The 12,644-nt window shown below is 28.9% G+C and carries 11 protein-coding genes and 1 pseudogene; 10 read left to right on the top strand and 2 right to left on the bottom strand.

Annotation, left to right across the window (positions count from 1 at the left end; genetic code table 11):
• Positions 1 to 212 precede the first annotated feature (212 nt).
• Positions 213 to 977: a copper homeostasis protein CutC gene (locus FVE75_RS09390; RefSeq protein ID WP_147006205.1), complete on the top strand. Its 765-nt coding sequence runs from the start codon at positions 213 to 215 to the stop codon at positions 975 to 977.
• 73 nt (positions 978 to 1,050) lie between these two features.
• Here the strand turns inward: FVE75_RS09390 and FVE75_RS09385 are convergent, their stop codons facing one another.
• Positions 1,051 to 1,578: an OmpA family protein gene (locus FVE75_RS09385; RefSeq protein ID WP_147006204.1), complete on the bottom strand. Its 528-nt coding sequence runs from the start codon at positions 1,576 to 1,578 to the stop codon at positions 1,051 to 1,053.
• Between the two features lie 258 nt (positions 1,579 to 1,836).
• Here FVE75_RS09385 and FVE75_RS09380 point away from each other — a divergent pair, with 258 nt between their 5' ends.
• Positions 1,837 to 2,754, top strand: coding sequence for an acyltransferase (locus tag FVE75_RS09380; protein ID WP_147006203.1), 918 nt, complete (start codon positions 1,837 to 1,839; stop codon positions 2,752 to 2,754).
• A 121-nt stretch (positions 2,755 to 2,875) separates the two neighbouring features.
• Here the strand turns inward: FVE75_RS09380 and FVE75_RS09375 are convergent, their stop codons facing one another.
• The gene (locus tag FVE75_RS09375) at positions 2,876 to 3,124 is read right to left on the bottom strand and encodes a hypothetical protein (RefSeq protein WP_147006202.1); all 249 of its coding nucleotides are present in this window, start codon (positions 3,122 to 3,124) and stop codon (positions 2,876 to 2,878) included.
• A gap of 230 nt (positions 3,125 to 3,354) precedes the next feature.
• On the opposite strand from FVE75_RS09375, the pseudogene FVE75_RS11920 reads away from it, so the two are divergent.
• The 8 genes and pseudogenes from FVE75_RS11920 (at position 3,355) to FVE75_RS09335 (ending at position 12,583) form a co-directional block, all read left to right on the top strand.
• A pseudogene (locus FVE75_RS11920) lies at positions 3,355 to 4,274 on the top strand (DDE-type integrase/transposase/recombinase).
• Positions 4,275 to 4,439: 165 nt separating this feature from the next.
• Positions 4,440 to 6,230, top strand: coding sequence for an NAD nucleotidase (gene nadN / locus FVE75_RS09365; protein WP_147006201.1), 1,791 nt, complete (start codon positions 4,440 to 4,442; stop codon positions 6,228 to 6,230).
• Positions 6,231 to 6,830: 600 nt separating this feature from the next.
• Positions 6,831 to 7,229, top strand: coding sequence for a MazG nucleotide pyrophosphohydrolase domain-containing protein (locus FVE75_RS09360; protein WP_147006200.1), 399 nt, complete (start codon positions 6,831 to 6,833; stop codon positions 7,227 to 7,229).
• A 111-nt stretch (positions 7,230 to 7,340) separates the two neighbouring features.
• Complete coding sequence (locus FVE75_RS09355; RefSeq protein WP_147006199.1) at positions 7,341 to 8,996, top strand: bifunctional metallophosphatase/5'-nucleotidase; 1,656 nt, start codon at positions 7,341 to 7,343, stop codon at positions 8,994 to 8,996.
• Positions 8,997 to 9,049: 53 nt separating this feature from the next.
• The gene (locus tag FVE75_RS09350; RefSeq protein ID WP_232052537.1) at positions 9,050 to 9,928 is read left to right on the top strand and encodes a hypothetical protein; all 879 of its coding nucleotides are present in this window, start codon (positions 9,050 to 9,052) and stop codon (positions 9,926 to 9,928) included.
• A 153-nt stretch (positions 9,929 to 10,081) separates the two neighbouring features.
• Positions 10,082 to 10,420 (top strand): hypothetical protein, encoded by a 339-nt coding sequence (locus FVE75_RS09345; RefSeq protein ID WP_172618817.1) that lies wholly within the window; start codon positions 10,082 to 10,084, stop codon positions 10,418 to 10,420.
• 262 nt (positions 10,421 to 10,682) lie between these two features.
• Positions 10,683 to 11,993: a phosphopyruvate hydratase gene (gene eno / locus FVE75_RS09340; protein ID WP_147006197.1), complete on the top strand. Its 1,311-nt coding sequence runs from the start codon at positions 10,683 to 10,685 to the stop codon at positions 11,991 to 11,993.
• 164 nt (positions 11,994 to 12,157) lie between these two features.
• Positions 12,158 to 12,583: an adhesion protein FadA gene (locus FVE75_RS09335; protein ID WP_147006196.1), complete on the top strand. Its 426-nt coding sequence runs from the start codon at positions 12,158 to 12,160 to the stop codon at positions 12,581 to 12,583.
• Positions 12,584 to 12,644 lie beyond the last annotated feature (61 nt).

Here is a 12,644-nt window from a genome sequence, read left to right as displayed (position 1 = left end):
AAGTCAAAATATACTCAAACCTATTTTAAATTAAACTGCTAAAATTATATAAATTTAAGGTTTGAGTAAAATAGTTATAGCTTTTGAGTTTGATTTTAAATAAGTTTTACTATAAAAGCATATAAAAATTAATAGATTGGTTATAGATAATTTTAATCTTTTATTTTAAATTAGAATTGTTATATATGATGTAACTATAGGAGATGAGAAAAATGAATAAGTATACTCTTGAAATATGTGTGGATAGTGTGGAATCTGCAATAAATGCCCAAAAAGGTGGAGCTACAAGACTGGAGCTTTGTAGCAACTTGATAATTGGAGGAACTACACCTACAAAGAGTTTATTTGAAGAAGTGCGTAAAAATGTGAATATTCCAATAAATGTATTGATAAGACCGAGATTTGGTGATTTTTTGTATTCTAAATATGAAATTGAAATTATAAAAAATGAAATAAGAATGTTTAGAGAAATGGGAGCGGATGGGATAGTTGTGGGAATTTTGACTAAAGAAGGAGAAATAGATTTGGAAAATATGAAAAGTTTTATTTCTGAAGCACAAAATATTCCAGTAACTTTTCATAGGGCATTTGATGTATGTAAAAATCCATTAGAGGCATTTTATGAATTAAAAAAGATAGGGGTTAAGGCTATATTAACATCAGGACAGGAAGAAAATTGCCTGAAAGGTAAACAATTATTAAAAAAATTAGTTGAGCGTTCAAATAAAGATAATAAAAATAAAATCGAAATAATTGTTGGAGCAGGATTAAATATTTTAAATGTTGGGGAAATAAAAAATTTTACAGGTGCAAATAATTTTCATTTTTCTGGGAAAAAAGTAAGAAAGAGTGGCATGGAATATAAAAAACAGGATATAAATATGGGAATAAAAGGGTTTAGTGAATTTGAAATTCTAGAAACTGACGAAAAAATAGTACAGGAAGTATCTGAATATCTAAAAAAGACTATTAATTAATAATGAAATATAAAAAAGCCAAGTAAAAATACTGGGCTTTTTATTACAATATATTTTAAAATTTATACAAATTTTAATTTATAAATTGAACTTCAATACGTCTATTTGCTGCTCTTCCTTCCTCTGTATCATTTGAAGCTACTGGATTATTATCTCCATTTCCTTTTGTTTCAACAATTTTATCAGGAGAGAGTCCTAATTCGATTAATTTTTCTTCAAGACTTTCAGCTCTTCGTAGTGACAATTCTTTATTATATTCCTTAGTTCCTTTAGAATCAGTATAACCAGTAATTGAGATTTTGTGATTTTTAGCCTCAATATAGTTTTTAAGTTTTTCTAGTACAGAATTGTATTCGTCTTTTATTGTAGCACTATTAAAATCAAATTTTAATTTATTTGCATCTAATATAACAATATCAGATTCTTTTTGATTTTTTGATGCTTCTGCTTCAATATTATCTATATTTGCTTCATCAACTTCAATTGCAGTTGTTCTCATCGCATTGTCACGTAGGTTTGATGTTGTGATTTTCTTAGCTGTAGTTGGAGCAGAAACTAATAATACAGATAGCATTGCAGTTATTTTTGATTTTTTCTCCATATTAAACCTCTTTTCCTTTTTTATTTATATTTTTTATTATATTTAAATTATACTTTCCTTTATTAATTATAGCATATTTTTTTTAATTTTCATAGTCTTTATTTAAATTTCTTTTCAAAAAATTTTTTTAATTCTATTTTTTAGTTTAATTTTATTGATTAAAATGAAATTTATCATTTGAAAATTAAAAAGATTGAGCATATATTGACAAAAACTTAGAATTTTTTTATAATTTAGAAAAAAGGAGAATAAAATAGGATGGCGATTGATATTATAAGAATTTTTGCATTTGTTTTTATTGTGTTTTTACATACTTTAAACAGGCAGTTTGGAGTAGATGTATGGATGGGAGGCTATGCAATTATTTCGATTGGGGTTAATTTGTTTATTATGATTAGTGGATATTTGCTGCTTGATAAAACTGAGGAGGCAATAGTATTTTTTAAAAAAAGGATTTTAAATATTTTACCACTTTTTTTAGTATTTAATATTATATATATTTATTTTGGAAAAATTCCGATTATGCCAGTTTTGAAAGGGAAAGCGATTTCAGCATCGCATTTTTGGTATATTTATATGATATTGGGGCTATATCTTCTTACGCCGTGGTTGCAAAAGGTGTTGAAATATGCAGAAAAAGAGACTCTTTTTGTAGTTTTTCTCTGGTTTTTGTGCAATATTTTAAATCCGTATTTACGATATTTTAATCTTGCTGAAATTCCATTTTCTAATTTTCCGTTGACAGGCTTTATTGGGTATTATATTTTAGGATATTTTGTAAAGAAATATGACAATAAAGTAAAAAGGACATCATTTATTTTAATAATAGTTATCTATGCTTTAGGATTCTTGCTAAGTTTTTTATCTACTAAATATGTTTTAGCAGTAACAGGAAAACGTGTATCTGATTTTTTTGATAAAAATTCACTTGGAACATTTATTATGACGCTTTCCTTTTTTGTATTTTGGTGTAAATTTAACTTTTCTAAAAGAGACAGGATTACAAAAATAGTAGCAGATTCTACATATTTTGCATTCCTAGTTCATCTTATAGTGCTTCATTTTATTATAAAGATAAGTGATGAAATGATTTTTAAATCAGTAATGACAATTGGTATAAGTATAATTTTAGGAATTTTGTATAATCTTTTCAAGCAAATTAATATTAAGAACTAAAAACAAATAACAATAAAAAACAAGGGGTACAGTTCATAAGAGAGAATTGAAGCCCCTTGTGTTTTAAAATATTAAATTTTTTAAATTATAAAAGGACATAAAATGTCTTACTAAGTTAAAGTTATCTTCTTCTTCCAGCAGCTATTCTTGCACGTCTTTGTCTACGAGAAGGCTCTTTTTTCACATATACAACTTTTTTTCTTCTTGGAACTCTTATAAAGATGTATCTTCTTCTTATTATTCTACGAGAAGGTTCTCTTTTTACGTATACAACCCTGTTATTTCTTCTAGTTGCTGCAAATGAAGTAACTGAAATTCCAAGTATTCCTAAAATTAAAATTAGTTTTTTCATAAAATTTTTTATATTCATTTTCTTTTCTCCTTTACAAAAATTCTTTTTTGATAATTTAAAAAAATTATCTAAGGAATTATAACATTATTTTATTTTAAAATATTGTAAAATCTATTTGAAATTTATGTTTTTTAAAAATTTTACTTTTTTGTTGTGAGATAATAGATATGTGACAAGAATATACAAAAAAAGAAAGGTTTCTGATATAATGTAAATCTACCAAACCACATTAAGGAGAAACCTTTCATATGAGTAGTATATCAGAAATATACCGTGTTCGTCAACGGGCAATTGAGTATGCAATAAAACATAATAATAATTCAAAGGCAGCAGTGAAGTATAAGACATCACGTCAGCAGATAAAACGTTGGAGAGACAGATACGACGGAACAGTCCAGTCTCTTCTGCCAAAAAGCAGAAGACCTAAAAGCCACCCAAACCAGCACACGCAAGAAGAAATAGAGCTGGTTATGAAAAAGTACAGGAAATTTGGCTATGAAGGGCTGGCAGAAGTCTATGTTAAAGCAAGAAAGGAAGGCTACAGCCGTACATACGATTCAATGTGCAAGATAATAAGGAAAATGAAGGGCAATGCCAAAGAAAAGCCTAAAAAGCAGCATAAAAGAAAAAAGAAAGTTGAACAGGCGAAGTACCTGGGGAAAGAGTGCAGATAGACATAAAATATGTTCCAGAAGAATGCATACAGTTTGGAACACGTGACCAGAAGTATTATCAAATAACAGCATTAGATGAATATACAAGAAAAAGAGTGTTAAGGATAGCAGATGAAAAAAGCACCTATCAGACTGCAAAGTTTCTAGAGAACTTGGAAAGGGAGCTGGGATTTGACATAAAGAAAGTTCAGACAGATAATGGGAAAGAGTTCACAAATTCTGAAAGTGATAAGAAAACACTGTTTGAGCTGAAACTGGAGGAGAAGGGGATAGAGTACGTGACAACCCGTCCATATTCGCCATGGGAGAATGGAAAAGTGGAAAGAAGCCACAGGCTTGACAGCAAGTACTATGCAGACAAGAAATTTAAAAGCAAGGAAGAACTGTTAAGGGCAATAAGGAAATACAATACAAGATACAACAACATATCAAGAAAAGTACTAGGCTTTAAGAGTCCAAATGAAGTATTAAAAGAGTACAAGGAAAATCAGTAGGTTAAAGATACATTAGGAAAGAAATATTTTTTTTAATATATTTTGTAACAAATGTTTGACATCTATACAATGTTTTTTAAAAATTTTACTTTTTTTTAGTGTTTTTTTTTGGAAATCAAGTTATAATTATATTAATAAATATAACTTTTTTAAGGAGGAAAAATTATGAAAAAATTATTATTATTGGGATTGACATTAGCATTATTTTCAGCAGCTAATTTGGAGGCAAAGACTAGTCGTAAATCGAACAGCCAAAGTTCATCTGGAGCATTTGAGCTAAATGTGGCTCATATTAATGACCATCACTCGCATCTTGAAGAGGAAAAAATGCCTCTTAAACTTAATGGGAAGACTGTTACGGTACATATTGGAGGGTTGCCAAGAGTGGCACAGGCAATCAAAAATTTTAGACAGAATAATAAAAATACTCTTGTATTACACGCAGGAGATGCTGTAACAGGAACACTTTATTATACGTTATTTGAAGGAAAAGCCGATGCTGAACTTATGAATGCAATAAATTTTGACGTTTATACATTGGGAAATCATGAATTTGACGATGGGAACAAATTTTTGAAATCATTTCTAGATGTTTTAAAAATACCAGTAGTTTCAGCCAATGTTGTTCCTGATAAAGGAAGTATTCTGGAAGGAAAATGGAAACCGTATATGATAAAGAATATCGGTGGTCAGAATATTGGAATTATAGGAATAGATGTTGTGAAAAAGACTAAGGAATCATCAAGTCCTGGAGATGATATCAAATTTTTAGATGAAATTGAAACAGCAAGAAAATATGTAAACGAATTACAAGGTAAAGGAATAAATAAAATAATATTATTATCTCATGCAGGATATGAAAAAAATGTTGAAATTGGACAAAAAGTTGACGGTGTAGATTTAATTATAACTGGGGATACTCACTATCTTTTAGGAAAAGAATTTGAACAATTTGGGTTAGTTCCAGAAGCAGACAGCTATCCTAAAAAAGTGAATTCTCCTAATGGGAATCCAGTTTATATTGCAGAAGCATGGAATTATTCATATTTATTAGGACAAATGAAGGCAAAATTTGATAAAAATGGAGTAATTACTGAATTAATTCCAACTCCAAAAGTTTTAATTGGAGATGACTTTTTTGAAGTGAAAAATGCTGAAGGAAAAGGAGTTCAATTAGATCAAAAAGAAAAAAATGAAATTTTAAGTTCAATAAAAAATAATAAAAATATAGCTGCCATCAAAAATGATCCAGCTTTAGCAAAACTTCTTGAAAGATATCAGAAAGAAAAAACAGAACTTGGGAAACGTACAGTTGGTAAAATTACAGAAGAAATCCCAGGAGGTTCAGACAACAGAGTACCAAATGAACACAATAAGGACGGTTCTTTCGCAACAACTCTTGTAGCTGAATCAGTTTTACATAAGTTAAGAAATACAGGAACTGGAAATGTTGATTTTGTGATTGGAAATGCGGGAAATGTAAGAATTACACTAAATCCTGGTGTATTTACTTATGATTTAGCATATTCATTATTGCCATTCACTTCAAATACAGTATTCATAACTGATATTACAGGTGCAGAAGTGAAACAGACATTAGAAGATGCGATTGACTATGTACTAAACGGAGGTTCAACAGGAGCATTCCCTTATGGTGCAGGAATCAGATACGAAGCCACAAAAGAAGGAAAACTTGGAACAAGGGTCAAAAAAATAGAAGTATTTGACTTTAAAGCAAACAAATGGGTACCAATTGACGCTAAAAAATCCTACATGTTAGCTGTAAACTCTTATATAGCCAAAGGAAAAGATGGTTACACAACGTTAGGAAAAATCACTGCTCAAAAACGTGGAACAGACACTCATTTAAGTGATACAAAAATATTTATAGATTATTTGAAAGAGAAAAAAGAAATAGGAAAACCAAAATCTACAAACGTAATCTTCAAATACTAATTTTTTAAAAAATTTGAAAATAAATGATACTTTGATTAAAAATTATTTTGATTAATAAATATTTTTTGTTTTATTTAATATTAGTTTTTTTAACGCAGAGGTATCAGACACCATACCTCTGCACTCCCGCTTTACGCAAAACTTTCTTATAAAGAAAAAATAAAACTCGATTTTGAACCAAGATTATTTTAACTGAAATAACTGTGTATAATTTAAAACATATTTCAAAATCTCAAACAGTTATTTTTTCTTTAACAAAATTTTGCTTGAAATAAAACTATCTTGTTGTAAATAAACTAAAAACGTCGTGATTTTTTGGAATAAAAACTACTGTCTGAGCTTTTTCAAAATATTGAAATTAAGATTATTTGAAGAAACGAGAATAGCCTTTATTAAAAAGCGAGTTTAGTTTTTATTTCAAAAAAATACTTAGACAAGCCGGGATTGTAAAGGGGATGGCGACTGATCCCCTTTACGTAAAAAAAAATAAAAACATAAAAATTAAAAAAAAAATTCATTAATAACAGTATATTGTGTAAAATAAAAACATTAATTTTAAGTATTTATACCAAAGAATTTAGAAAAGAAGGAGGTAGTTTTATGGATAAAAAAAATAATAACAGTGATGATATGACACTTAAAGAAGTGCAGTATTTGATAAAAAGAATAGAAAAAGGAACTCTGGATGAAACAAAGGATAATAAAATTAAGCAGAATAAAAAGGAAAATGGACAAAGGCTTATTTTGAAATTAATAGAAGAATTTGGGGAACTTGCGGAAAATATTAGAAAAAATGTGAGATATGATGGGAAAAACATAAAAGGAACTATTGAAGAGGAAGTATTCGATGTTTTTTATTATATTATTGCAATTGCTAATGATTATGAAATTGATTTGGAAAAGATTTTTTATATAAAAGATGAAGTAAATGAAATAAAATATGACAGGGAATTTTCAATTTTTGAAGCTAGAGAAAAATGGAAAAGCTTGAAAAAATAAAATTATGAAGTAGGAATATCTGCTTAAATAAATATTTTATTTGTTTTTTTTTGAAAGACTTGAGTATTGTAAAAAAATTTTAAATATTTATAAAAGAAAAGGAAATATAGAATGACAGTAAAAGATACCGACACTTCTTTAAAAAAAAGGGAAGTAAGTATAAAAATATTGGGAACAAGTGATGTTCATGGAAGAGTGCTTGCTTGGAACTATGCAGCTGATGAAGAGGACAGGTCAGGTTCTTATGCACAGATTTCAACATTGGTGAAAAAAATTAGAAAAAAGAATAAAAATGTAATTTTGGTTGAAGTTGGGGATGCAATTCAGGATAATTGGATAGAAAAATTTGCAATGGCACCAAAACACCCCATTCCAGAGATGTTAAATTATATGAAATATGATATTTTTGTACCAGGAAATCATGAATTTAACTTTGGGATGCCAATTTTATCAAATATTTTGCGAGATATGAAATGTAAAAAATTAACTGCCAACTTGTATTACAATGAAAATACTGAAAATGATACCAATTTTTCAAAAGATAAAAGTAGATATTTAGATGCTTCTACAATTATTGAAAAGGATGGCGTGAAGATTGGAATAATTGGATTATCAACTCCAATGTCAGCACAATTTGAAGAAGATACTGGCTATTTGAAGGATTTTTATTTTGTGTCGCCTATAAAGGAAACTCAGAAACAAGTAAAAAGACTTAAAAAGGAAGGTGCAAACGCTATTGTTGCAGTAGCTCATATGGGCATTGAAAATGAAAATGGAATTCCTGAAACTGGAGTAAGAGATTTAGCAAACGCTGTACCTGAAATTGATGTAATTGTAGCTGGACATATGCATCAGAATATACCAAAGGAAATAATTAATGGTGTTCTTATTACAGAGCCTCATAGATATGGAACTGTTATTTCAGAAGTAGACCTAAAATTTGAAGTGTTGGATGAAAATATTAAATTAATAGGCAAAGATTCTATGACTATTCCTGTAAAAGATGAAGAACCTGATAAAAAAATTGAAGAGATTTATAAACCTTTTCACAATAGGCTTTGTAGAATTGCAAATGAAAAAATAGGGAATACGCTAAATGATATGGTTCCCAAAGAAAAATATTACGGTGTATCAGCAGCTTTTTCTAAAGATACAGGACTGTCGTCATTTATAACCGATGTTGAGCTTTATTACAGCGGTGCAGATGTCGTTTCATTTGCATACAATTATGAAAATGTAAAACTGGATAAAGGGGAAATTAAGAGAAAAGACATAGTTTACAACTACCGTTACACAGGTGGAGATGTTACAATTTACGAAATGACTGGAAAACAGTTAAAAAACTATATGGAATGGTCTGCTGACTATTTTGATACAATTCGGCCTGGAGATACTGAGTATCACTATAATCCAGAACGTTCTAACGGGAAATATGTAACATTTGATATTTTTGGCGGGGTGAAATATAAAATTGATTTAAGAAATGAAAAAGGGAATAAAATTACTAATCTGATGTTAGTCAACGGGACTAAAGTAACGCCTGAAATGAAATTAAAAGTTGGAATGAATGCCTATAGATTTGAACAGCTGGCTAGAAAATGCGGTATTTTTGACGGGCAGGAAATCCCAGTCTTATGGGCATCAAAAGAAGCAATTGGAAATATAAAGGGAACTATTCAGAATATGATGATTGACTATATTCGAGATGTAAAAAAAGGTGTAATTGATGGAAAGAGCCATAATAACTGGGAAATAATTGGATTATAATTTAGAATTGCTGAAGGAATAAAAATAAAAAATACAAAAATGGAGAACAATTTATGAAAAAATTAACAATAGCATTTTTACTGTTAAGCAGTCTGAGCTTTGCTTACACAAGAAAGGAGCAAATTCAGGAAAATCTTTCAAAAATAGAAATAAAGCAGGCAATAATTGATGAAACAAAAAAAATTGATTATGAAATAAGAGATATTGTGGCTTTTGAAAATGATAAAACTGTAATCGGAGAAAAATTGAATAAACTGCTTGCCATCTTGAAAAAAGATGAGCGAAATTACATTGTGTCAGAAGATATTATCACAATTTATGAGTCTAAAATTGGAAAAGATTATCAAAAATATTTAGATTTATTCACAAAATACACTCCTTACGAGTATGAAAAATTATTTGCAAAAATGGTGTATTATCGTGGAATTGGAAAAAAAGATAAAAGTGATAGCTATTATAAAGAAATAGAAAAAAAGTATAACAATACTCCTATTATGGAAATTGTAAAAATATTTAACATCGCAAACGAAGATAATAGACAGATTCAAATAAAAAAAGTTTTAAATTTATTAAAAAGTGAAGATGTAAAAAGACAGCTTGGAATGCCAGATGAAGAAGTACATTCGATGAACTTGACTTACACATTGTCTGAAGTGAGAAAATATTACAATGACGGCAAAATCGAAAAAGCAGTTTCGGAATATATAAACAACGTCGTAAATGCCAATGTATCAAATGAAGTTCGGGAATATAACCGCCGAAAAGAAACATTGCTATTATTAAATGTTTTGATGATAAATGAAGAAATTGCAAATAAAAAGTTGCGTGAACAAAATAAACAGAAGCTGGAAAGCACCTATATTTCTAAGGAAATAAAGAAAGCAACTGCAAAAGACGTAGATTATCTGGATAAATATTTGAATGAGATGTAGCGAGGAAAATTAAATATGAAAAAAAAATTTTATTTATATGCTTAATCTTGATGTTTATTTCTTGCGGAAAAATCGACAGAAAAAATACAGCAATAAAGATTTAAAAAATTGGATTTTAGTAAAAATTATGATTTTAAGCACAAGGAATCTTTTATGGGAGAAGCAAGTTCAGTATATTATGAACGGAATCTTGAATGCATAGAACTAAATTGCAGTATTTCCTATTTAGAAGAAAAAAACCATTCAAAAAAAATTGCCTTAGTTTTAAAAGATTATAAACAAAAAAATAAAATAATGAAACAGATAGTAAATGGAATGAAAAAACCAGATGAAAATGTTGTTGTTAGGGATTATTATCCTAAGAGCAAGATTGTAATTTACGATAAAAATGAACATTATTTTTTTGAAACTTCTATAAGAAATGAAAAATTTTATAAAGTATTAGATAATTTACTTGGGAAAAGTCACAAAAAATTATTGGAAAAATTATAAATAAATTTTGTTAGCAATGATGTTGATATTTTCAATGTTTATATTTGGAAATCCAGAATTTAAAAAAAGTTATGGAGAAAGTATTATAAACACTTTAAAATTTGGAATGACAAAACAGGAACATTTTTATTTGTTGAAATTTAACAAGTTTTATTAAATTTTTTGGAAAAAATTGAAATTTTGTTTTGAAAATCGGCACACATTGTGATATAATTATAGTTGAGAAATATTATAATAAATAAATTTACGGAGGTAATTAGAAATGACTAGAATTGAAGATATCTATGCAAGAGAGATACTTGATTCAAGAGGAAATCCAACTGTGGAAGTTGAAGTTTACTTAGAAGGTGGAGCAATGGGAAGAGCTTCTGTACCATCTGGAGCATCAACTGGAGAACATGAAGCAGTTGAATTAAGAGATGGTGACAAATCTAGATATTTAGGGCAAGGTGTATTACAAGCAGTAGAAAATGTAAATAAAGTTATTGCTGAGCACTTAATCGGATTTGACGCTTTAGACCAAGTAGCTATTGATAAAGCCATGATCGAGTTAGACGGAACACCTAACAAAGGTAAATTAGGAGCTAACGCAATTTTAGGTGTATCATTAGCAGTGGCAAAAGCAGCGGCTAACCAATTAGGTATACCTTTATACAGATATTTAGGTGGAGTAAACGCTAAAGAATTACCAGTACCAATGATGAATATCTTAAATGGTGGATCACATGCTGATTCAGCAGTAGACGTTCAAGAATTCATGGTACAACCTGTAGGAGCTAAAACATACAAAGAAGCATTAAGAATGGGTTCTGAAATTTTCCACCACTTAGGAAAAATCTTGAAAGCAAACGGAGATTCTACTAACGTAGGAAATGAAGGTGGATACGCACCATCTAACATTAATGGAACTGAAGGAGCTTTAGATGTAATTTCTCAAGCAGTAGAAGCTGCTGGATACAAATTAGGAGAAGACGTTACATTCGCAATGGATGCTGCTTCATCAGAATTTGCAACAAAAAATGCAGACGGATCTTATACTTATACATTCAAAAGAGAAGGTGGAGTTGTAAGAAACTCAGATGAAATGGTTGAATGGTACAAACATTTAACTTCTAAATACCCAATCGTATCTATTGAAGATGGACTTGCTGAAGATGACTGGGATGGATTTAAAAAATTAACTGATGCAATTGGAAAAGATGTTCAATTAGTAGGGGACGACTTGTTCGTTACTAACACAGTAAGATTGGCTGAAGGGATTAAAAAAGGAATTGCTAATTCAATCCTAATCAAAGTAAACCAAATTGGTACTTTAACAGAAACATTGGATGCAATTGAAATGGCTAAAAAAGCTGGATATACTGCAGTAGTATCTCATAGATCAGGAGAAACTGAAGATGATACAATTGCTGATATTGCAGTTGCTACAAACGCAGGACAAATTAAAACAGGATCTGCATCAAGAACAGACAGAATGGCTAAATATAACCAATTATTAAGAATCGAAGATGACTTGGCAGAAGAAGCTGTTTACGAAGGTAAAAAAGCATTCTACAACATCAATATTAAATAATAATATAAAATTTTAATAAAAGTCAAAAGATTAAGAATATCTCTTTTGAAAGTAATTAGAACACATTTGAAAGAGATATTTTTAAATAAAAATTGACAATTATTGTTAAATGATATATAATATAAAAGATAATTAAAACTAATAACTAATTTAGGAGGCAAAAAATGAAAAAAGTTGGAATTTTATTTGTACTTTTAAGTGCTTTATCATTTTCAGCTGCTTCTACAAAATCTACAAAACCTTCAAGACCTTCAAAAACAGTAGCAACTCAATCAGTAAGTGGTAGATTTAATCAACTTGAAGCAGAATATGAAAGATTAGTAAATATGGAAAATCAAGAGTACAACAAGTTAAAAGCAAATGCTGAAGTAGCAGCTAATAAATTAGCTGAAAAAGAAGCTCAAAAAGCTCAAATTGAAGAAAGAATTGCTAAAATTGAAGCAGCAGCAGATTCAAAAGCGTTTAAAGCTCAATATTCTGAGTTAGTAAAACAATACAAAGCTGTAGTTAAAGCATTAGATTCAGAAATCAAAACTTTAAGCACTAGAGTTGAAAATTTCGCAGCAATTGAAGCATTAAAAGGAAATTAATCAAAATTAAAACAGTGAAAGGAGATGCGAGAAGGAAAATATAATATATACAATATATTTA

Origin of the sequence: Leptotrichia hongkongensis (genome assembly GCF_007990635.1) — a bacterium.
Taxonomy (GTDB): Bacteria; Fusobacteriota; Fusobacteriia; order Fusobacteriales; family Leptotrichiaceae; genus Leptotrichia; species Leptotrichia hongkongensis.
This window is presented reverse-complemented; position numbering and strand designations above follow the sequence as displayed.

Excerpts from the sequence above, each read along its gene's own strand:
- FVE75_RS09360 (WP_147006200.1), top strand. The coding sequence starts at position 6,831 with ATGGATAAAAAAAATAATAACAGTGATGATATGACACTTAAAGAAGTG.
- FVE75_RS09345 (WP_172618817.1), top strand. The coding sequence starts at position 10,082 with ATGGGAGAAGCAAGTTCAGTATATTATGAACGGAATCTTGAATGCATA.
- nadN (WP_147006201.1), top strand. The coding sequence starts at position 4,440 with ATGAAAAAATTATTATTATTGGGATTGACATTAGCATTATTTTCAGCA.
- FVE75_RS09375 (WP_147006202.1), bottom strand. The coding sequence starts at position 3,124 with ATGAATATAAAAAATTTTATGAAAAAACTAATTTTAATTTTAGGAATA.
- FVE75_RS09385 (WP_147006204.1), bottom strand. The coding sequence starts at position 1,578 with ATGGAGAAAAAATCAAAAATAACTGCAATGCTATCTGTATTATTAGTT.
- FVE75_RS09335 (WP_147006196.1), top strand. The coding sequence starts at position 12,158 with ATGAAAAAAGTTGGAATTTTATTTGTACTTTTAAGTGCTTTATCATTT.
- FVE75_RS09380 (WP_147006203.1), top strand. The coding sequence starts at position 1,837 with ATGGCGATTGATATTATAAGAATTTTTGCATTTGTTTTTATTGTGTTT.
- eno (WP_147006197.1), top strand. The coding sequence starts at position 10,683 with ATGACTAGAATTGAAGATATCTATGCAAGAGAGATACTTGATTCAAGA.
- FVE75_RS09355 (WP_147006199.1), top strand. The coding sequence starts at position 7,341 with ATGACAGTAAAAGATACCGACACTTCTTTAAAAAAAAGGGAAGTAAGT.
- FVE75_RS09390 (WP_147006205.1), top strand. The coding sequence starts at position 213 with ATGAATAAGTATACTCTTGAAATATGTGTGGATAGTGTGGAATCTGCA.
- FVE75_RS09350 (WP_232052537.1), top strand. The coding sequence starts at position 9,050 with ATGAAAAAATTAACAATAGCATTTTTACTGTTAAGCAGTCTGAGCTTT.